This window comes from Pseudomonas sp. PA15(2017) (assembly GCF_001945395.1).
GTDB lineage: Bacteria > Pseudomonadota > Gammaproteobacteria > Pseudomonadales > Pseudomonadaceae > Aquipseudomonas.
Genome location: NZ_MSXV01000059.1, coordinates 178,169 through 196,415 on the forward strand (window position 1 = coordinate 178,169; position 18,247 = coordinate 196,415).

Here is an 18,247-nt window from a genome sequence, read left to right on the forward strand (position 1 = left end):
TGTTACAACCTCAGTCTGCTGCAGCCCTCGCGCGAGGGCGCCATCCTCGGCGCATGAACACCGCCGACCTCACCCGCCGCCTCGAAAACCTGATCCGCTTGGGCACCATTGCCCAGGTCGACCACGCCAACGCCCGTTGCCGCGTGAAATCCGGCGGCATCCTCACCGGCTGGCTGCCCTGGATCGCCGAGCGGGCCGGCACAGACCAGGCATGGCACGCCCCTAGCGTCAACGAACAGTGCGTGCTGTTCTCGCCATCCGGCGAGCACACCGCCGGCGTCGTATTGATCGGCCTCTACAGCAATGCCCACCCAGCACCAGACGCCAGCCCTACCCGCCACCGCCGCCGCTATCGAGACGGCGCGGTGATCGACTACGACACCGACAGCCACACCCTGCTGGCCACCCTGCCGGCCGGCGGTCAGATCACCCTGACCGCCCCCGGTGGCCTCACGATCACCGGAAACGTGACCATCAACGGCCAGGTGGTTGCCAGCGGCGACGTGACCGCCGCCGGCATCAGCCTGATAGAGCACCTGCACAGCGGCGTGCAGCCTGGGCCATCGGCAACGGGCAAGCCGCAATGACCGGCCTCTCCCGCACCACCGGCCTCGCCCTGGACGCCACCGAGCACCTGCGCCAGTCAATCGCCGACATCCTCACCACGCCACTCGGCAGCCGCGTGATGCGCCGCGAGTACGGCAGCAACCTGCCGTTCCTGATCGACCAGCCGTTCAACGACCACACCCGCCAGCTCTGCTACGCCGCCACCGCCATGGCGCTCATGCGCTGGGAGCCGCGGCTGCGCCTGACGCGCATCGCCTTCAGCCTGGGCGCCGAGCCGGGCCGCGTGCTGGTCGACATCGAAGGCACGCCGGTCGACAGCAACCAGGCCTACAACCTGCAGATTCCACTCGCGATGGGGGCCGCCGCATGAGCTTCACCGCCATAGACCTGTCGCGGGTGCCGGCGCCCAGCGTTGTCGAAACCCTGGACTACGAGCAGATTCTCGGCGCCCTGCTGGCCGACTTTGCCGAGCGCTACCCGGCCATGGACCAGTTTCTGGAATCCGACCCGGCCATCAAGCTGCTCGAGGTCGCCGCCTACCGCGAGCTGCTGCTGCGCCAGCGCATCAATGAGGCCGCCCAGGCCGTCATGCTGCCCTACGCCCTGGGCGACGACCTTGAAAACCTGGGCGCCCTGTTCGGCGTGCAGCGCCTGCTCATCACCCCGGCGGACGCCAGCACCTTCCCGCCCGTGGCCGCCGAGTACGAGACCGACAGCGCCCTGCGCAACCGCATTCAACTTTCGCTGGAAGGCCTCAGCACGGCCGGCCCGGAAGGCGCCTACATCTTCCACGCCCTCAGCGCGAGCGGCGAAGTGCTCGACGCCTCGGCCACCAGCCCCAGCCCCGGGGTGGTAACTGTCACCGTGCTGTCGCGCACCGGCTCCGGCGTCGCCTCGCCCGAGCTGCTGGCCAGCGTCGAAACGGCCCTGACCGACGAATCCGTGCGCCCCCTCACCGACCACGTGCAGGTGCAGGCCGCCGCCATCAGCGAATACGCCATCGACGCCAAACTCTACTTCTACGCCGGCCCCGACCGCGAAGTCGTCATGGCCAATGCCCGCGCCGCCGCGACGGCCTACGCCGACGCCCAGCACCGCCTGGGCCGCGACGTCACTATTTCCGGCCTGCACGCCGCCCTGCACCAGCAGGGCGTGCAGCGCGTCGAGCTGCACAGCCCGGCTGCCAGCATCGTGGTCGACCGCCAGACCGCCACCTACTGCGCCGCCATCAACCTGAGCGATGGGGGGCTGGATGAGTAACGTGCGCAGCCTGCTGCCGCCCAACGCCACCGCCCTCGAGCGCGCCCTCGAGCAGGTCCAGGCCCGTGCCACCACCCAGGCCGTGCCCCTGCGCGAACTGTGGAACCCCAACACCTGCCCGGCCCACCTGCTGCCCTGGCTGGCATGGACGCTCTCGCTCGACAGCTGGCAGCCCTACTGGCCCGAGGCGGTGAAGCGCGAGCGCATCCGCATGGCCGTGGAAATCCAGCGCCGCAAGGGCACCGCCAAGTCCGTGCGCGACGTGGTGCGCAGCTTCGGCTCCAGCCTGGCCATCCGCGAGTGGTGGCAAACCGAACCAAAGGGCGAGCCCCACACCTTCGCGCTCACCCTCACTCTCGGCGCCGGCGTGCCCAACACCGTTGAGTACCAGCAAGACGTCATCACCGAAATCGAGCGCACCAAGCCCGTGCGCTCGCACTTCACCCTCACCATCGGCCTGGCCGCCTCGGGCGGCATGGGCCTGGGCGGCGCAGCCCGCGCCGTCACCTACCGCCGTATCCAGTGCGAGGCAACCTGAATGGCCCTACCCATCACCATCACCGACGCCGGCCGGGCAGAGATCATCGCCGCCGAGAACACCGGCACCGCCAAGGTCACCATCGCCGCCGTGGCACTCGGCACCGGGCGCTACAGCCCGAGCAAGAGCCAGACGGCCCTGCAGGCCGAGATCAAGCGCTTGAGCAGCATCGCGGGCACCGCCGTGGCCGACGACACCATCCACGTGATGGCGCTGGACGAATCCAGCGCAACCTACGATGTCGGCGAATTCGGTCTGATCAGCGACAAAGGCACACTTATCGCCGTCTACTCCCAGCTCCCGGCCGAGGGCTGGATCATCCAGAAGGCGCCCGCCTCCACCTTGCTGCTGGCAACCGACATCATTCTCGAATCGCTGGGCACGGCCGCTATCCAGTTCGGCGATGTTGCGTTCATCAATCCCCCGGCCACCACCACTGTCGCCGGCGTGGTCATGCTAGAGGACAGCCTTACCAGCACCAGCCACGCCAAGGCCCTCACGGCACGACAAGGTAAGGCGTTAGCTGAAGCCCTCGACACCAAGGCCAACAAGGCAACGTCCCTGGCGGGTTACAACATCACCGACGACGTGCAGATTCGGGGCAAGGCCCAGGTCGGCGCATTCACTGTCGAATGCCTCGACATCACTAATTCCGAACAGATCAGCGGCCTCCTGATCAGAACCAACCTGCCGGCCAGCAGCGGGCTGATGCCGCATCTCACGTTTAAAGGGGCCGTCAACGGCTACACCAGCCCTTTCGAAATGCACCTTAGCTGGTACTTCTACGAGGGCCGCTTCTACATCCCACTTGCACTGCTCAGCGGCGTCAATGCCCCGCTCTCCGGCGGCCTCAAGGTCTTTCTCAGCAGCAACGCCGGCCTGGTCGATATCCGCATCGATTTCGGCGGCACCGTCTACATCCCGCGTCTGGGCGTGACAGCGTACAAAGGCAACGCCTACGGTGGTGAGTACGCCATGTACCGTGGCTGGAGCCGTGAGCCCCGTGCACGCGAGCTGGCTATTGCGGGGGAGGTCGAGGTGGTCGCCAGCACTGCACTCAATACCAACAACATCACAGCCGCGGCCCTGTCACTGGCAGCCCATGGCGTCATTCCACTGTCTGCGGTCACTGGCCTGGTCGCAGCGTTGGATGCGAAAGCCCCGCTGCACAGCCCTGGTTTTTCCGGTGCACCCACCGCCCCCACGCCGCCGCTCGCAGTCAGCAACAACCAACTGGCCACCACCGAGTTCGTCATGCGTGCCTTCCACGCCCTGGTCGACTCATCGCCGGAAGCCCTCAACACTCTGCGCGAGCTGGCCGCCGCCATCGGTGACGACCCCAACTTCGCAACCACCATGGTCAACGCCCTGGCCGGCAAGCTGTCGTTGAGCGGTGGCACCATGACCGGCACCATCCTCAGCCAAGGTGGATCCACGGCAGTCATCGACATGCACAGCCCCGACGGCACCCGCCGCGGCTACCTCTGGCACGACGCCGACGGTGTGGGCTTCCTGGGGCATTTGGGTGGCTGGGCCCTACGCGTCAGGTCGAGCAGCGATCCGGGCGGCTATGGCGTTTCCGTCAGCGGCGTTCTGAGGGGGGATGGTTCGGGCTTGTTCAACGTCCCCCTTGCGGGGGTGGCTGGCCTGGCTGAGGCTCTCGCTAGCAAATTGGGCAGAGGCGAGTACGGTCTGGGAGGGAGCGCAGCCCCGGTCGGAGCCATCGATACCATTGGCTTGCCCGGCGGCTTTTACTATTTCGGCGAGGGGGCAACCAGCTTCGCCCCGTACGTAGGCCTGGTGAACATTCCCTATGGCTCCGCGGGCTACGCGGGGCAATTGGGCTTCCAACAAGGCACCGCCGAACCGCGCGTGCTGGTGCGCAGTGTAGTAGGTGCGGGCCAATGGACGCCCACGAGGGAGGTCTATCACAGTGGCAACTTCAATCCCGCCGTTAAACTCGACCTGGCCGGCGGGCGGATGGCTGGGCGCCTGGTTATCGCCACTGACCAAGGCGCTACGCCCAATTACGGCGTCAATCAGCTCGAACTGAGCGATGCAGGCGCCGGCACTCCGGTCACCCTGGGGTTTCACCGCGAGGGCCTCACGGCTACCCTGTTGACACACCGAGGTGCCGGACTGGAAGTGCTCGCCAACGGTGGTGGCGGCCTCGCCCCGCTGGCGGCGCTGCTTAACGGCTCGAACATAGTCGCCGGCACCGTTTCAGCCACTCACCTCGACACCGCCGTGCGCGGCGTGAACCAGGGGCCGAATAACCAAGACCCCAACTTGGCTGTAACTCCCGTCATCCTGAGCAACCACGCCAATACGCCCGACTCCGCCTACTACTGGCACATCAGCACGACGTTCTATGCCGGCATCGGCGAAGCAACGAACCGCGGCCAGATCGCAGTGCAGTACACGCCGCTGGCCGATGGCAGCGTGAGGGTTTTCGCGCGTTCGAGCTATCAGGGCGCATGGTCAGCGTGGACCCGCTGCGACCTCGGTGGGGCGCCCCGAAGCACGGCGAACCTGGGTAGCACAGGTTGGTGGCGCTGTGCCGATACGGGGTTAATCCGCCAATGGGGCCAGACCGGGAATATCGGCAATGACGGCGGCGTCACAATCACCCTGCCTGTCACATTCCCGAATGCAATGCTGGGCGCGCATGCCGCAGGAATGCGCGGTCCCGACAGCACCAACGGGCCGTCGATGCTCACTACCAATTGGGCACGGGCGACATTCGCCATTTACAACGACGCTGCTGCCTCGCCTGCCAACTGGGAAGCCTGGGGATATTAAAATGACCATCTACTTCAGCCCTACAGACGGCGGGTTCTATGACACCCGCATCCACGGTACCCGTACCCTGAGTGTTCCCGACCCGGACTGGCAGCGGCCGCTGATCAGCATCATGGTCCAACCCGGCGATCCGCTGCCTGAAGGGGCAGGCCTCAACGAGACAGACCAGCCAATCGTCATTGAGCTACCCGACGAGACCGCGCAGCCTCCCCTAATCGAAATGCCGAACCACGCCTGCCTGCTGCCACCAGACGCCGAGGAAATTACCGCCGAGCGCCACGCCGAGCTGCTCGCAGGCAACGCCGCAGGCCAGCTCATCGTGCCGGACGAGTCGGGCCAGCCCATCCTGCAAGCGCCGCCACCCCCGAGCACCGAACAACTCATCAGCCAAGCCACCGCCAGGTGCACCCAGCTGCTGCAGGTCGCCACCCAGGCCATCGCCCCATTACAGGATGCAGTAGACCTGGGCGAAGCCACCGAAGCCGAGCAGGCCGCGCTGCTGGCGTGGAAACGCTACCGCATCGCCCTCAACCGCATCGAGCAGCAAGAAGGCTACCCGCACAGCATCGAATGGCCGGCCAGCCCGGCCGCCTGAACACCCTGGGGAGGGTTCGCCCGCCATCGCGCGGGCTTTTTTTCGCCTGCACCTTGTAGCCGCCTCGCCTACAACCCCCGCCGCTCGCCCAGCGGCCGCGCGCGCGTCAGGCTTGGCCCTGTCATTTCTCAACGCGCAGGCACCCCCCATGGCCGATGAATATCTGCACGGCGTCCGAGTCCTCGAGATCAACGCCGGCACCCGCCCCATCCGCACCGTTTCCACCGCTGTCGTCGGCCTGGTCTGCACCGCATCCGATGCTGATCCCGACGCCTTCCCGCTCGATCAGGCCGTGCTGCTCACCAATGTGCAGGCCGCCATCGCCAAGGCCGGCACCCAGGGCACCCTGGCCGCCAGCCTGCAGGCCATCGCCGACCAGACCAAACCCGTCACCGTCGTGGTGCGCGTGGCCGATGGCGTCGGCGACTCCGAGGAAGAACAGGCCGCCGACCTCACCAGCAAACTCATCGGCACCACCAACGCCCAGGGCAAATACACCGGCATGAAAGCCCTGCTGGCTGCCAAGTCTCAGCTCGGCGTCACCCCGCGCATCCTTGGCGTGCCCGGGCTCGATCCGCTGCCCGTCGCCACCGCGCTGGTCGCCATTGCCCAGCAGCTGCGCGCCTTCGCCTACGTTTCCGCGAACGGCTGCCAGACCAAGGAGGAAGCCATCGCCTACCGAGCTGGCTTCGGTGCTCGCGAAGTCATGGTCGTCTGGCCGGACTTCCAGGCCTGGAGCACCACTGAGAACAAGACCGTCACCGCACCCGCAGTCGCCGTCGCCCTGGGCCTGCGCGCCAAGCTGGACACCGAGCAGGGCTGGCACAAGACGCTCTCCAACGTCGCCGTCAATGGCGTGACAGGTATCAGCGCCGACGTGTTCTGGGACCTGCAGAACCCCGCCACCGACGCCAACCTGCTGAACGCCAGCGAAGTTACCACGCTGATCAACCACAGCGGCTTTCGCTTCTGGGGCTCGCGCACCTGCTCCGAAGATCCGCTGTTCGCCTTCGAGAACTACACCCGCACCGCCCAGGTGCTGGCCGACACCATGGCCGAGGGGCATTTCTGGGCCGTCGACAAGCCCCTGCACCCCTCCCTGGTGCGCGACATCATCGAGGGCATCAACGCCAAGTTCCGCGAACTGAAGGCCGGCGGCTACATCATCGACGGCGAATGCTGGTACGACCCCGAAGCCAACACCAAGGACACGCTCAAGGCCGGCAAGCTGTACATCGACTACGACTACACGCCCGTGCCCCCGCTCGAGGACCTGACCCTGCGCCAGCGCATCACCGACCGCTACCTGGCCGACTTCGCCAGCAGCATCACCGCCTGACCCGGCGCCCATCGCATCTAGGAGCACGCCCCCATGGCCATGCCTCGCAAACTGAAAAACATGAACCTGTTCAACGATGGCGGCAGCTACCAGGGCGTGTGCAAGACCGTCACCCTGCCCAACCTCACCCGCAAGATGGAAGCTTGGCGCGGCGGCGGCATGGACGGCCCCGTGAAGGTCGACCTCGGCTTCGGCGATGACGGCCTGCAGGTCGAGTGGTCGCTCGGCGGCATGGACTTGATCGCGGTGCGCCAGTACGGCATCACCTCGGCCAGCGGCGTGATGCTGCGCTGGGCCGGCGCCTACCAGCGCGACGACACCGGCGAGACCCAGGCCGTGGAAGTCGTCGTGCGGGGCCGTCATGAGGAAATCAGCTTCGGCGACGCCCAGCCCGGCGAAGACACCGAACACAGCATCACCACCACCTGCAGCTACTACAAGCTCGTGGTAGACGGCCGCGTCGAGATCGAAATCGACCTGCTCAACATGGTCTTCCTCGTCGACGGCACCGACCTGCTCGAGGCCCAGCGCCGCGCCGTCGGCCTGTAAACATTTCGCGCACATCCCAAGGAGCCCCCATGGCCACCCCTGAAACCGTCACCCAAGAAACCAACCCGAACGAAGCCCAGGTCGAGCTGGATACGCCAATCAGCCGCGGCGAGACCACCATTTCCCACCTCACCCTGCGCAAGCCCAGCGCCGGCGAGCTGCGCGGCGTCTCCCTCGCCGAGCTGCTGCAACTCGACGTCACCGCCGTGCGCAAGGTGCTGCCGCGCATCAGCAACCCCACCCTCACCGACCAGGAGATCGGCCGCATGGACCCGGCCGACCTGCTCGACGTCGCGGCCAAGGTGGCCGGTTTTTTGTTGAAGAAAGCACAGCGCGAGGAGATCAGCGCCTCCCTCAACGCGTAGAAGACGCCATGGCCGACCTGGCCATCGTCTTCCACTGGGCGCCCCAGGACATGGATGCCCTCACCGTTACGGAACTCATGGAATGGCGCGAGCGCGCCCGTGCACGGAGTCAGGCCGATGGCCGCAAATAAGCTGCAACTCACCGTCCTGCTCTCCGCGCTCGATCGCGTCACCGCCCCGCTGAAAAAGATTCAGGGCGGCACCCTCGGCGCCGGCCGCGCCCTCAAGGAAACGCGCGACCGGCTCAAGGAACTGAACGCTCAACAGAAGGACATCAGCGCCTGGCGCACGCAGCGCACCGCCGCCAAGCAGACCGAAGACGCCCTGCAGGCTGCTCGCGAGCGCGTCAAGGCCCTTGGCCAACAGATGCAGGCCACGGGCGTGCCCACCCAGCAAATGACCCGCGACCTGCAAGCCGCCATCCGCCAGGCCAGCGCCCTCAAGCGCGAGCATCAGCACAACCAGACCCAGTTGCAGAACCTGCGCACCAGGCTCAACGCAGCCGGCATCAGCACCCGCAACCTCAGCACCAGCGAACGCGACCTCAAGGCCAAACTCGCCGCCACCAACGCCGAGCTGGTCAAGCATGAGAACCGCCTGAAGCGCATCACCGTCCAGCAGCAGCGCCTGGCCCGCGCCAAGGCCCAGTACGAGAAAACCCAGGGCCTGGCCGGCAGCATGGCCGCCAGCGGCGCTGGCGGTATGGCCACAGGTACCGGCATCCTGTTCGGCATGCAGCGCCTGCTCGCGCCGGGCCTGGAGTTCGATACCACCATGAGCAAGGTGCAGGCCCTAACCGGCCTGGACAAGGGCGACGAGCAACTCGCCGCGCTGCGCGCCCAAGCCCGCAAGCTGGGCGCCGAAACCATGTTCAGCGCCGGCGACGCCGCCAGTGGCCAGGCCTTCCTGGCCATGGCCGGCTTCACGCCCAAGGCCATCCAGGACGCCATGCCCGGCCTGCTCGACATGGCCAAGGCCGGCGACATGGACCTGGGCCGCACCGCCGATATCGCCTCCAACATCCTCGGCGGCTTCCGCATCGACCCGGCGCAGATGGGCATGGTCGCCGACGTGCTCACCAAGGCGTTCACCACCTCCAACATGAGCCTGGAGATGCTCGGCGACACCATGAAGTACGTGGGCCCGGTCGCCGCATCCGCCGGCATGGGCCTGGAGCAGGCCGCCGCCATGGCCGGCCTGCTGGGCAACGTCGGCATTCAGTCCAGCCAGGCCGGTACCACCCTGCGCGCCATGCTGCTGCGCCTGGCTGCACCGGTAGGCCCCGCCGAAAAGGCCATGAAGAAGCTGGGCATCCGCGCCAAGGACTCGGCCGGCAACATCCGCGACATCACCGCCGTGCTCGGCGACGTGGCCAAGGCCACCGAGAAAATGGGCACCGGTGACCGCCTGGAGTACCTCAAGGCCATTTTCGGCGAGGAACCCGCCGCCGGCATGGCCGAGCTGATCAACCAAGCCGGCGCCGGTGGCATCCTCAAGTACCTGGACGTGGTGAAAGACCACGCCGGCGCCGCCGGCCGCACCGCCAAGATCATGGCCGACAACCTCACCGGCGACCTGGACGAACTGTTCTCCGGCCTCGATGAGGTGCGCATCGAGCTATTCGACCAGCAGAACGGCCCCCTGCGCGAATTCGTGCAGGGCCTCACCGTTATGGTCGGCCGCATCGGCGCCTGGGTACGGGAAAACCCCGTGCTCACCGCACAAATCACCAAGACCGTCGCCGGCCTGGGCCTGCTCATGGCCGTCATGGGCAGCATCACCCTGGCCCTGGCCAGCATCCTCGGCCCATTCGCCATGGTCCGCTTCGGCATGATGCTGCTCGGCATCAAAAGCCTCGGCCTGGTGACGGCCCTGAAAACTGTGTGCACCGCGCTGCTCTGGATGGGTCGGCTGGCCCTGGCCAACCCCATCGGCCTGCTCATCACCGTGCTCGCGGGCGGCGCCTACCTCATCTACCAGAACTGGGACGCCGTGAAGGCCTACATGGCCGGCCTGTGGGAAGAACTCAAGGCAGGGTTCTCCGGTGGCATCGGCAGCATCATCGCTACCCTGATCAACTTCAGCCCGCTGGGCCTGCTCTACCGCGCCTTCGCGGGCGTGCTCAGCTACCTGGGCGTCGAGTTGCCCGCCAGGTTCACCGACTTCGGCGGCATGCTCATGCAGGGCCTGGTGCGCGGCATCACCGCTGGCCTGGGCCGCGTCAAGGACGCTATCACCAGTGCCGGCGGGGCAGCCATCGGCTGGTTCAAGCAGAAGTTGGGCATCCACAGCCCTTCACGCGTGTTCGCCCAGCTCGGCGGTTTCACCATGGCCGGCCTTGGCCAGGGCCTGGCGAAGGGTGAAGGCGCCGTGCTCAAGCAGGTGGCCAGCACCGCCAAGCAGCTCACCGCCGCCGGCGCCGCCACCCTGGGTATTGGCTTCGGCACCCCGGCCATGGCCGACCAGGCGCCCCTGCAGTTCGACCGCCGCCCGCCGATCAGCGCCGCCAGCGCAGGCGGCAGCACCATCATCCAGGGCGACACCATCACCATCAATATCAGCGCCGGCCCAGGCGCTGACACAGCCGACCTGCAGCGCATGCTCAACCGCCTGCTGGACGAGCGCGAACGCAACAAGGCCCAGCGCCTGCGCAGCAGCCTGCGCGATACGGAGTAACCCGCAATGATGATGTCCCTGGGCATGTTCGTGTTCAGCCTGCACACTTTGGCCTACCAGGAATTCCAGCGCCAGACCGAGTGGCGCCACGGCACCACCAGCCGCATCGGCACCAACCCGGCCCGCCAGTACCTGGGCCGCGGCGAGGACAGCATCACCCTGCCCGGCACCCTGCTGCCCGAGCTGGCCGGCACGGCCTTGAGCCTCGACCAGTTGCGCCAGATGGCCGACACCGGCAGCGCGTGGCCCCTGGTCGAGGGCACCGGCCGCGTCTATGGCCTCTGGGTCATTGAAAGCCTGAGCGAAACTCGCTCCTACTTTTTCGCCAACGGCGCCGCCCGGCGCATCGAATTCAACCTGGTGCTCAAGCGCGTTGACGACGGCCGCACCGACCTGCTCGGCAGCCTCACTGGCATCCTCGGCAACCTGCTCAGGGGCCTGCTGTGATCAGCCGCGCCCTCGCCTACGCCGGCGGCCAACTGCTCGAAGCCGCCCAAGGCGAGAACACCGGCTACCCCCGCCCGGCCTGTCGAGTCGTGGTCGACGGCCGAGACATCACCGCCGCCGTCACCGAGCGGCTGATCAGCATCAACCTCACCGACAATCGCGGCATCGAGGCCGACACCCTCGACATCCAGCTCAGCGACCACGACGGCCTGCTGGCCATCCCACCACGCGGCGCCGTGGTGCGTCTGTGGCTCGGCTGGAGCGACACCGGGCTGACCGACAAGGGCACCTACACCGTCGACGAGACCGAGCACAGCGGCGCGCCGGACGTGCTCAACATCCGCGCCCGCAGCGCCGACCTGCGCGCAGGCTTCAAGGTCAAGCGCGAACGCAGCTGGAATGCCGCCACCCTGGGCGCGGTCATCACCGCCCTGGCCAGCGGCAATGGCCTGCAGGCCATCATCGCCCCGGCGCTGATCAACATCGCCCTGGCACACCTCGACCAGGCCAACGAGTCCGACGCCAATCTGCTGGCCCGCCTCGGCGAGCAGCATGATGCCATCGCCACCGTGAAGGCCGGCCGCCTGCTATTCATGCCCACCGGTGCGAGCACAACAGCCAGCGGCCTGGCCCTGCCCCATATCACCCTCACCCGTGCAGACGGCGACCAGCACAGGTATCTGCAGGCCGACCGCAACGCCTACACCGGCGCGCGCGCCTACTACTACGAGACCAACAGCGCCGCCAAGCAGGAAGCCATCGCCGGCACAGGCGACAACCTCAAGGACCTACGCCACACCTACACCGACCAGGCCACCGCTCTGGCCGCCGCCCGCGCCGAATGGAACCGCCTGCAGCGCGGCACCGCCACCCTGAGCTACCAGCTCGCCAAGGGGCGCCCCGATCTGATCCCCGAACTTACCTACAGCCTCACCGGCATCAAGGACGAAATCGCCGCCATCGTCTGGCTCGGCGCCAACGTGCAACACAGCTTCACACCCGAGGCCTATACCACCAGCCTCGAGCTGGAGGCCAAGCTGCCCGACGACGACCTCGCCGAACTGGCCGACCTCACCGACAGCTACACCGGCGTGCTCGCCTGGTACCGCGACGCCAAGACTGGGCAACAGAAGAAGCTCACCCAGGGCGACCAGGCCAAGCCCAAGCGTCTGACCCACCTCTACGCCAGCAAGGCCAGCGCCAAGCGAGCATTGGAACGTGAAGCGAAGCGACTTAAGGCATAGGGCAATGCAACTGTTGCACCATGCAACTATTGCACTTATACTCTCACCATGCCTACGATCAAACGCCTCCATAACTGCACAATCACCCTCTACGCCGGGGATCACCTGCCGCCACACTTCCACGTGCGCCTGCAAGATGGCCGCGAAGCCCTGGTGGAAATCAACGGCCTGGCCGTGCTCTCCGGCCGCATCGCCCGTCGCGAGCTGGCAGCAGCTCTGCAGTGGGCCGCCGAAAATCACGCGCTGTTGAGCGCCAAATGGGAGGAACTGAACCCATGAAGAACCGCCACTTCACCATCGTCCATGTAGAGACCTTCGCCCCGGCCACCCTGCGCCTGACGTATGCAGACGGCGAGCAGCTGCAGGTCGACCTGCACGACGTCATCGCCCGCCATCCAACGCTGGCCCGCCTGGCGAACCCTGCTGTCTTCGCCCAGGCCGCCATCGGCCAATGGGGCGGCAGCATCGTCTGGGCCGACGAAGACGACCTGGAGCTGGCCGCCGACAACTTGCGCGCCCGCGCAATCGAGCAAGCCGGTGGCTACTCGCACGAACTGATCTGGAACTGGATGGCCAAGCATCGCTTGAGCCTTGATGCCGCCGCCGAAGCCCTGGGCCTCAGCCGCCGCATGCTGGCCTACTACCGCAGCGGCGAGAAGCCCATCCCGCGCACTGTGGCCCTCGCCTTGCTGGGGTGGGAAGTCGAGCAGCACCAGGCCGCATGACTGCCGCCTACCCACGCACCCCAATCACCTCATCCCACCGCGTCGTGTAGCACAGCGACTTCATCTCCCGCCGCATGCCCCACCAGGGGTCGGCGGGCATCCTGCCAAGTCGCACGGTGCCACGCCCTTCCCGCTTGTTGATCGCGTCCACCGTCGCCATCAGCCGTTCGCCGCCCGGGCGCGGCGCCGGCGCGAACAGGTCGTCGGTCACCTCGCCGCGGCGGCTCAGGTCCATCAGCAGGATCGAGCACTTCGAGTAGCGAAAGCCCTGCTGGAACAACGCATCAAGCGCCCGCAGCGCCGGCGCCAGGATCGCCCGTGTGTCATCGGTCGGTGCTGGCAGCGCCACGGTTCGCGCCTCCGCGTAGCGCGCCTCGTTCGGGTTGTGCACCTGGGTCCGCAGGCCCACTTGGATTGCCCCGCACAACGAGCCCTGGCTGCGCAGCTTCTCGGCGGCCCGGAACACGTACGTTGCCAGCGCCTCGCGTATCGGTTCGATCTGCTCCAGCCGCTCGCCGAACATCTTCGAACTGCAGATGGCTTGCTTCGGCGGCGGGCCATCGTTGAAGTCCAGGCAGCTCACACCGCGCAGCTCCCGTGCGGTGCGCTCCAGCGTCACGCCGAACTGCTTGCGCAACGTGGGCACGTCGAAGTGCGCCAGGTCCCAGGCGGTTTCGATGCCCAGGGCCTGCAGCTGCGGCGCCAGGCGCCGGCCAATGCCCCACACCTCGCTGACCGGCGCGATGCGCAGCAGCTTGGCTTGCCGCGCCGGGTCGGTCAGGTCCACCACGCCGCCGGTGGCCGGCCACTTCTTCGCGGCCCAGTTAGCAAGCTTGGCCAGGGTCTTGGTGGTGCTGATGCCTACGCCCACCGGCATACCCACGTCGCGCAGTAGCCGCGCGCGCACCTGCCGGCCCAGGCCGAGTAAATCCTGCACACCGGTTAGGTCTGCCCAGCACTCGTCGACCGAATAAACCTCGATGGCCGGCACCATGTCGCGGATGGTGCGCATCACCCGATTGCTGATGTCCGCGTACAGCGTGTAATTGCTCGACCGCACCGCCACGCCGGCGCCGCGCAACTGGTCCCGCACCTTGAAGTACGGCGCGCCCATGGGAATGCCCAGGGCCTTCACCTCGGCCGTTCGTGCGATCACACAGCCGTCGTTGTTCGAGAGCACCACCACCGGCACGCGCTTGAGTTCGGGCTGGCAAATGCGCTCGCAGCTGCAGTAGAAACTGTTGCAGTCGATCAACGCGAAAACCGGCATCAGCCCACCCGTCCGATGATCCACGTCACCGTGCCCCACACCTCGATCGCTTCCTCGCATTCCAGGCTCACGTCCGGCGTGAAGCGGTTCGCAGCGCGCAGCACCAGGCGCCCGCCCTCGTCGCTGGTCATCATCCGCACGCGGTAACCGCTGCCGTCGCCCAGGTCGACCACCACCAGCCGCGCCGCGTAGGTGCGTGCATCGCCAATGGTCAGCGCGTAGCTGCGGTCGACCACCAAGTGATCGCCCTGGTACAGGCCGAAGCCGATCAGCGAGTCATCGGTCACCGCCACCACCCAGATATGCGGCGCGCCGAGGCCCGTCAGCGCGTCCAGTGAGAGCCGCCCCTCGGCCTCGTCTTCGGCCGGCGACTGAAAGCCCGTGATGCGCAGCTCTTTCGCTTCCGGGAGCAGGTGCGCGAGCCGGTCATGCCGGCCAAGAATGGAGAGTGACATCGGGTGAACCCATGAATTACTGTATGCACATACAGTAATCGAGGCGTTACCCAGATGGCAAAAGGCAAACAGCAAACGGCAGCCGCCCCAACCACCTATGAGCTGCTCGGCGCCCGAGTTCAGCGGGTCATCAACTCCCCGGCAGCGCAAAAATCCCGATCAGCGGTACTGCTGTACGCCGAAGGCGACAACCCGGACGACTGGGCCCAGCTGTTGGACGAGATCGGCGAGAACGACAACGTCACCATCTGCCACCGCGACGACGGCATACAGCTGTTCTGGACGGTACCGAAGGACGATTGAGCGCCCACAAAAAACCCCGGCACCTGGCCGGGGTTTCTGTCACTCACTGCTTGCGCAGTGCCAAGCTTTCCACCGCTCGCCGCACAAAGACCTGATCACCCTCGTCCAGCTCCCGATAAAACCGAATCAGCATCCGCTCCAGTGGTGTCAGCGGTTCCCTATCAGGCTGTGCAACCTCAACCACAGGTTGACTACCAACAGCCTCAATCCCATCGTTCATTCTCTGCATGCTCCATGTTGTGCAGTGGAGCAAAGAGCATCGGCAGAGATACAACTCTTTTAAGCACAGAAGCGTCGAGGGTGCCAATAAATCCACCACAAGTTTTCTGAACTAGGAGTCGACGGTATTTGAATCTGGAGTTACAGACAAAGGGGCAACCTTCCATTTATCGATGGAAAAAACAACAGCAGCAACCTTGTCATTCACATAAGTAGGCTTATCTAGCCCCATATAGAAAAAATAGCTTCTTGTTTCATCTTTATTTTTCCTATCAGTATTTTTCCCCGACTTAGTATATACAACAACAACATCATCTTTCTTTATTTCGCGGTCTGGAATCCAATAAGCATTATAAATCTCATTTGACACCCCAGCTCCATGCCTTTGAGTGGAGGCGAGAATCTGAGATCCTATCTGTCCATCCTCAAGTGCATAGATAACTACTCTTTCTTTTTCTAGGTTGCCAGCATCTTGGACTGAACGAACTTTAATTCTCATAACGCTTCATCCTGGCCGCAACAGAAATCCCCGCAATAGCGATCCCTAGGCATGCGACTGCGAAAGCAACGACAAACGGCTCAATCGATATTGATATACCCGCCAATGCTGTACCAATTCCAAGCCCTGCACTGTAAAGGGTATCTAAATACCTATTCATACCTTTAAATTTATCTAGCTCACCCTTAACCTCAGCGTGCGTAACTCTAAGCTCGTGATGAGATATTATGATAGCCTCACTTTTGAATAGTTCACTTTCCAACCTGCTATTTTCTGCAAGCATCAATTTGTGAACGCCAGGATTTGACATATCTTCTAGAGTCAACTCCGTCATTAAATTCCTGTACGGCATTTTTCTCTTGGGCGGTTCATCTTCCGAGTTTATTTTTCCCGCCGGGGACTCTTCATCAGGAGACACTTCTTTCATCATCTGTAAAATCTCTCGCAAAGCCGACTAACCACGCAGTCACATGGCATTGAAAGGAAAGCAATTAACTAGGCGTCATCATCTGCCAAACTGCATAGAAAAATCCGCCAATCATTGCTAGATAGACTAACGCCCCTATACGAGCCCCTGTATAAGCTGCGGAATTAGTCCCCCCGCACTGCGGGCACGTTTTAGCCTCTTTCGCAATTTTTGCAGCGCATGTTTTGCAGGCAATCAACCCCACGACATCACTCCCCTTCTTGAATGCAGTACTCGACCATCTCATACTGGGTTCCCCACTCGCGCTCGCAAGCACGCCGCTGAGAGCCTGAGTAGTTGAGTTCGATGTTTTCCTTGGCAGTTCTTCGCTCTTTGGCGCAGTGTTCCTGCATATCGAATTGGCCCGGCCATTCTCGTGCACAGCGGGTGGCTATTTCGTCCTGTGGCGCGTTTCCAATGGCCTTCTCGGCGGAACGCTGTTCCTTGATGCAGTACACAACCATCTCGAAATTCGTGCCCCACTCCCCCTCGCAATGCTGGCGGATTGACCCACTGTAATTAGCCAGTTGCCGCAACGCCTTACGCTGCTCGGAAACGCAAAAGGCACGCATCTCTGCATCATCAGGCCACTCATCGCTGCAATGAGCCTGGATCGCACTGTCGTCGGCAACGGCGAATGTCGGTAGGACACCGACAGCGAAAAGCCCAGCGAGCGCTAGGCTGGCAAACCTAGTTTGCATAGCTCCCTCCCCTTCATCCTGAAATCACCGGCCCCCATGGCCAGCGAACAACATCCGGTGCGGCGACCTACTTGTCGCCGTTTACCTCATAACGCCCGGCCATCTCGGCCATGGCGGTAACCATCCTATTGGTGTGCGTCTGGTCATTCGCCGGCAGTTGGCGGTAGTGCTCAAGCAGGTCCACCTCGGCACTGCTGATGCTGTCAGCGCTAGTAGGCCTGCGCTCACCAGTCACCACGTAAAGCACATCCACTCCGCGCTCTGCGACAGCGGCCAGATAGGCAGCGTCGGGGTAGCGATCCCCTTTCTCATAGTTACCTTGGGCGTTTGCTTTAACACCGCCCAGCTCACCAAAAACGGCCTGAGACATGCCCAGCCGCTCGCGCTCCTCGCGTAGGCGATCGCCAATTCCACTCATTTGGATAGAAATCCCCATTGACACCACTCGAATGAGTGGTAATCTTTGCCACATTGAACGCTTTTGAATGGTTTTGAATGATGCACGCCACTCGCACCGCTGCACAAGCAAAGGAATGGATCGAATCGCAGGGCAAATCCGTCAAGGAATTCGCAAGCGAGAACGACCTCGATCTGCACACCACGTATCAGGTGCTGGCTGGCGTGAAGAAAGGACGCCGAGGTGCCGCACATAAAGCTGCTGTCGCGTTAGGTATCAAAGCAGCTGAGGTCGCACAGTAATGGCCACCGTCCCTACCGAAAACCAGAAACGCCGCCCGGCGATTCTAGAAAGCCGGCGCCAGGTCATGAGCGCCGTAATCACGGGCTTCCCTGGTGGCCGCGAGTCTGCTGCTGCGCGTCTTGGGCTGCCACTCAAGAAGCTGGACAACCACATGTATGAGAACGCCGGCAGCCAACCGCTGACCGACGCCCAGGTGCACCAGCTCGAGCAGCAGGCTGGCTCCACCCTTCTCCCCGACTACATCTGCCACCTGTACGGCGGCGTGTTCGTGCCCATGCCCGAGTGCAGCGAGCTGGACAACCTGGAGCTGTATGCCCGTTCGCTGAGCACCACCCTCAAGCGCGGGATGGTCGACCAGTTGATCGCCCAGGCGCTGGTAGACGGCGTGATCGAAACCGCCGAGGTAGAGGCCATCCTCGCCGCCCATCGCACACATATCGCCGCACGCCACGCCGAGATAACCGCCGTGCTTGTGCTGCACAGCAAGTAACACCGCCCGACCCTGGAAAACCAGGGCGAGCACCAGG

25 protein-coding genes are annotated in these 18,247 nt (G+C 64.5%); 18 read left to right on the forward strand and 7 right to left on the reverse strand.

The features are described 5' to 3' along the window. Window positions 1-53: 53 nt before the first annotated feature. The 15 genes from BVH03_RS24950 (at window position 54) to BVH03_RS25020 (ending at window position 13,107) form a co-directional block, all read left to right on the forward strand. Window positions 54-587: a phage baseplate assembly protein V gene (locus BVH03_RS24950; protein WP_075963704.1), complete on the forward strand. Its 534-nt coding sequence runs from the start codon at window positions 54-56 to the stop codon at window positions 585-587. Further along, window positions 584-937, forward strand: coding sequence for a GPW/gp25 family protein (locus tag BVH03_RS24955; protein WP_075963705.1), 354 nt, complete (start codon window positions 584-586; stop codon window positions 935-937). The genes BVH03_RS24950 and BVH03_RS24955 overlap by 4 nt, the downstream gene beginning before the upstream one ends. Beyond that, the gene (locus BVH03_RS24960) at window positions 934-1,827 is read left to right on the forward strand and encodes a baseplate J/gp47 family protein (protein WP_075963706.1); all 894 of its coding nucleotides are present in this window, start codon (window positions 934-936) and stop codon (window positions 1,825-1,827) included. The genes BVH03_RS24955 and BVH03_RS24960 overlap by 4 nt, the downstream gene beginning before the upstream one ends. Further along, window positions 1,820-2,365, forward strand: a complete 546-nt coding sequence (locus BVH03_RS24965) for a phage tail protein I (protein WP_075963707.1) — start codon at window positions 1,820-1,822, stop codon at window positions 2,363-2,365. The genes BVH03_RS24960 and BVH03_RS24965 overlap by 8 nt, the downstream gene beginning before the upstream one ends. Continuing rightward, window positions 2,366-5,167 (forward strand): phage tail protein, encoded by a 2,802-nt coding sequence (locus tag BVH03_RS24970; RefSeq protein WP_075963708.1) that lies wholly within the window; start codon window positions 2,366-2,368, stop codon window positions 5,165-5,167. Between the two features lies 1 nt (window position 5,168). After that, the gene (locus BVH03_RS26595) at window positions 5,169-5,762 is read left to right on the forward strand and encodes a tail fiber assembly protein (RefSeq protein ID WP_177344939.1); all 594 of its coding nucleotides are present in this window, start codon (window positions 5,169-5,171) and stop codon (window positions 5,760-5,762) included. Between the two features lie 148 nt (window positions 5,763-5,910). Beyond that, complete coding sequence (locus BVH03_RS24980; RefSeq protein ID WP_075963709.1) at window positions 5,911-7,101, forward strand: phage tail sheath protein; 1,191 nt, start codon at window positions 5,911-5,913, stop codon at window positions 7,099-7,101. Window positions 7,102-7,134: 33 nt separating this feature from the next. Continuing rightward, the gene (locus tag BVH03_RS24985; protein ID WP_075963710.1) at window positions 7,135-7,650 is read left to right on the forward strand and encodes a phage major tail tube protein; all 516 of its coding nucleotides are present in this window, start codon (window positions 7,135-7,137) and stop codon (window positions 7,648-7,650) included. A gap of 29 nt (window positions 7,651-7,679) precedes the next feature. Further along, window positions 7,680-8,015, forward strand: a complete 336-nt coding sequence (locus BVH03_RS24990) for a phage tail assembly protein (RefSeq protein WP_075963711.1) — start codon at window positions 7,680-7,682, stop codon at window positions 8,013-8,015. Window positions 8,016-8,023: 8 nt separating this feature from the next. Beyond that, complete coding sequence (locus BVH03_RS24995; protein WP_075963712.1) at window positions 8,024-8,146, forward strand: GpE family phage tail protein; 123 nt, start codon at window positions 8,024-8,026, stop codon at window positions 8,144-8,146. Continuing rightward, entirely contained in the window at window positions 8,133-10,691 is a 2,559-nt protein-coding gene (locus BVH03_RS25000; RefSeq protein ID WP_075963713.1) for a phage tail tape measure protein, read from the forward strand. The genes BVH03_RS24995 and BVH03_RS25000 overlap by 14 nt, the downstream gene beginning before the upstream one ends. 6 nt (window positions 10,692-10,697) lie before the next feature. Further along, the gene (locus tag BVH03_RS25005) at window positions 10,698-11,138 is read left to right on the forward strand and encodes a phage tail protein (RefSeq protein ID WP_075963714.1); all 441 of its coding nucleotides are present in this window, start codon (window positions 10,698-10,700) and stop codon (window positions 11,136-11,138) included. After that, on the forward strand, window positions 11,135-12,382 hold the full coding sequence (locus BVH03_RS25010) for a phage late control D family protein (protein ID WP_083640160.1): 1,248 nt from the start codon (window positions 11,135-11,137) through the stop codon (window positions 12,380-12,382). The genes BVH03_RS25005 and BVH03_RS25010 overlap by 4 nt, the downstream gene beginning before the upstream one ends. A 48-nt stretch (window positions 12,383-12,430) precedes the next feature. Beyond that, window positions 12,431-12,661 carry a DUF4160 domain-containing protein gene (locus BVH03_RS25015; protein WP_083640161.1) on the forward strand — a complete coding sequence of 77 codons (231 nt, stop codon included), beginning with the start codon at window positions 12,431-12,433 and terminating at the stop codon, window positions 12,659-12,661. Then, on the forward strand, window positions 12,658-13,107 hold the full coding sequence (locus BVH03_RS25020; protein WP_256574814.1) for a DUF2442 domain-containing protein: 450 nt from the start codon (window positions 12,658-12,660) through the stop codon (window positions 13,105-13,107). Before BVH03_RS25015 ends, BVH03_RS25020 begins: the two co-directional genes overlap by 4 nt. 7 nt (window positions 13,108-13,114) lie before the next feature. Here BVH03_RS25020 and BVH03_RS25025 read toward each other — a convergent pair whose 3' ends face one another. Beyond that, entirely contained in the window at window positions 13,115-14,377 is a 1,263-nt protein-coding gene (locus BVH03_RS25025; RefSeq protein ID WP_075963716.1) for a Y-family DNA polymerase, read from the reverse strand. Continuing rightward, the gene (locus BVH03_RS25030) at window positions 14,377-14,832 is read right to left on the reverse strand and encodes a LexA family transcriptional regulator (protein ID WP_075963717.1); all 456 of its coding nucleotides are present in this window, start codon (window positions 14,830-14,832) and stop codon (window positions 14,377-14,379) included. Before BVH03_RS25030 ends, BVH03_RS25025 begins: the two co-directional genes overlap by 1 nt. 54 nt (window positions 14,833-14,886) lie before the next feature. On the opposite strand from BVH03_RS25030, the gene BVH03_RS25035 reads away from it, so the two are divergent. Then, the gene (locus BVH03_RS25035; protein ID WP_075963718.1) at window positions 14,887-15,135 is read left to right on the forward strand and encodes a DUF1654 domain-containing protein; all 249 of its coding nucleotides are present in this window, start codon (window positions 14,887-14,889) and stop codon (window positions 15,133-15,135) included. Between the two features lie 43 nt (window positions 15,136-15,178). Here BVH03_RS25035 and BVH03_RS26550 read toward each other — a convergent pair whose 3' ends face one another. The 5 genes from BVH03_RS26550 to BVH03_RS25050 all read right to left on the reverse strand — a co-directional run bounded on the left by BVH03_RS26550 (window position 15,179) and on the right by BVH03_RS25050 (window position 17,438). Then, window positions 15,179-15,355 (reverse strand): hypothetical protein, encoded by a 177-nt coding sequence (locus tag BVH03_RS26550; protein ID WP_168175675.1) that lies wholly within the window; start codon window positions 15,353-15,355, stop codon window positions 15,179-15,181. 111 nt (window positions 15,356-15,466) lie between these two features. After that, complete coding sequence (locus tag BVH03_RS26265; protein ID WP_075963719.1) at window positions 15,467-15,853, reverse strand: hypothetical protein; 387 nt, start codon at window positions 15,851-15,853, stop codon at window positions 15,467-15,469. Beyond that, window positions 15,843-16,283, reverse strand: coding sequence for a hypothetical protein (locus BVH03_RS25780; RefSeq protein WP_143486068.1), 441 nt, complete (start codon window positions 16,281-16,283; stop codon window positions 15,843-15,845). The genes BVH03_RS26265 and BVH03_RS25780 overlap by 11 nt, the downstream gene beginning before the upstream one ends. 245 nt (window positions 16,284-16,528) lie before the next feature. Further along, on the reverse strand, window positions 16,529-17,020 hold the full coding sequence (locus BVH03_RS26600; RefSeq protein WP_075963720.1) for a hypothetical protein: 492 nt from the start codon (window positions 17,018-17,020) through the stop codon (window positions 16,529-16,531). Between the two features lie 67 nt (window positions 17,021-17,087). Further along, the gene (locus BVH03_RS25050; RefSeq protein ID WP_075963757.1) at window positions 17,088-17,438 is read right to left on the reverse strand and encodes a helix-turn-helix domain-containing protein; all 351 of its coding nucleotides are present in this window, start codon (window positions 17,436-17,438) and stop codon (window positions 17,088-17,090) included. Window positions 17,439-17,518: 80 nt separating this feature from the next. On the opposite strand from BVH03_RS25050, the gene BVH03_RS25055 reads away from it, so the two are divergent. Both BVH03_RS25055 and BVH03_RS25060 read left to right on the forward strand, forming a co-directional pair. Continuing rightward, window positions 17,519-17,719, forward strand: coding sequence for a hypothetical protein (locus tag BVH03_RS25055; RefSeq protein WP_075963758.1), 201 nt, complete (start codon window positions 17,519-17,521; stop codon window positions 17,717-17,719). A gap of 65 nt (window positions 17,720-17,784) precedes the next feature. Beyond that, window positions 17,785-18,210, forward strand: a complete 426-nt coding sequence (locus BVH03_RS25060) for a YmfL family putative regulatory protein (RefSeq protein ID WP_075963759.1) — start codon at window positions 17,785-17,787, stop codon at window positions 18,208-18,210. The last annotated feature ends 37 nt before the right edge of the window (window positions 18,211-18,247 follow it).

Coding starts and splice junctions, on each gene's coding strand:
- BVH03_RS24970 (WP_075963708.1), top strand. CDS start 2,366: ATGGCCCTACCCATCACCATCACCGACGCCGGCCGGGCAGAGATCATC.
- BVH03_RS25000 (WP_075963713.1), top strand. CDS start 8,133: ATGGCCGCAAATAAGCTGCAACTCACCGTCCTGCTCTCCGCGCTCGAT.
- BVH03_RS24990 (WP_075963711.1), top strand. CDS start 7,680: ATGGCCACCCCTGAAACCGTCACCCAAGAAACCAACCCGAACGAAGCC.
- BVH03_RS24965 (WP_075963707.1), top strand. CDS start 1,820: ATGAGTAACGTGCGCAGCCTGCTGCCGCCCAACGCCACCGCCCTCGAG.
- BVH03_RS25005 (WP_075963714.1), top strand. CDS start 10,698: ATGATGATGTCCCTGGGCATGTTCGTGTTCAGCCTGCACACTTTGGCC.
- BVH03_RS25020 (WP_256574814.1), top strand. CDS start 12,658: ATGAAGAACCGCCACTTCACCATCGTCCATGTAGAGACCTTCGCCCCG.
- BVH03_RS25055 (WP_075963758.1), top strand. CDS start 17,519: ATGCACGCCACTCGCACCGCTGCACAAGCAAAGGAATGGATCGAATCG.
- BVH03_RS26600 (WP_075963720.1), bottom strand. CDS start 17,020: ATGCAAACTAGGTTTGCCAGCCTAGCGCTCGCTGGGCTTTTCGCTGTC.
- BVH03_RS24960 (WP_075963706.1), top strand. CDS start 934: ATGAGCTTCACCGCCATAGACCTGTCGCGGGTGCCGGCGCCCAGCGTT.
- BVH03_RS24985 (WP_075963710.1), top strand. CDS start 7,135: ATGGCCATGCCTCGCAAACTGAAAAACATGAACCTGTTCAACGATGGC.
- BVH03_RS25050 (WP_075963757.1), bottom strand. CDS start 17,438: ATGAGTGGAATTGGCGATCGCCTACGCGAGGAGCGCGAGCGGCTGGGC.
- BVH03_RS26265 (WP_075963719.1), bottom strand. CDS start 15,853: ATGAGAATTAAAGTTCGTTCAGTCCAAGATGCTGGCAACCTAGAAAAA.
- BVH03_RS25025 (WP_075963716.1), bottom strand. CDS start 14,377: ATGCCGGTTTTCGCGTTGATCGACTGCAACAGTTTCTACTGCAGCTGC.
- BVH03_RS25780 (WP_143486068.1), bottom strand. CDS start 16,283: ATGATGAAAGAAGTGTCTCCTGATGAAGAGTCCCCGGCGGGAAAAATA.
- BVH03_RS25035 (WP_075963718.1), top strand. CDS start 14,887: ATGGCAAAAGGCAAACAGCAAACGGCAGCCGCCCCAACCACCTATGAG.
- BVH03_RS25030 (WP_075963717.1), bottom strand. CDS start 14,832: ATGTCACTCTCCATTCTTGGCCGGCATGACCGGCTCGCGCACCTGCTC.
- BVH03_RS25015 (WP_083640161.1), top strand. CDS start 12,431: ATGCCTACGATCAAACGCCTCCATAACTGCACAATCACCCTCTACGCC.
- BVH03_RS25060 (WP_075963759.1), top strand. CDS start 17,785: ATGAGCGCCGTAATCACGGGCTTCCCTGGTGGCCGCGAGTCTGCTGCT.
- BVH03_RS24950 (WP_075963704.1), top strand. CDS start 54: ATGAACACCGCCGACCTCACCCGCCGCCTCGAAAACCTGATCCGCTTG.
- BVH03_RS26595 (WP_177344939.1), top strand. CDS start 5,169: ATGACCATCTACTTCAGCCCTACAGACGGCGGGTTCTATGACACCCGC.
- BVH03_RS24995 (WP_075963712.1), top strand. CDS start 8,024: ATGGCCGACCTGGCCATCGTCTTCCACTGGGCGCCCCAGGACATGGAT.
- BVH03_RS24955 (WP_075963705.1), top strand. CDS start 584: ATGACCGGCCTCTCCCGCACCACCGGCCTCGCCCTGGACGCCACCGAG.
- BVH03_RS26550 (WP_168175675.1), bottom strand. CDS start 15,355: ATGAACGATGGGATTGAGGCTGTTGGTAGTCAACCTGTGGTTGAGGTT.
- BVH03_RS24980 (WP_075963709.1), top strand. CDS start 5,911: ATGGCCGATGAATATCTGCACGGCGTCCGAGTCCTCGAGATCAACGCC.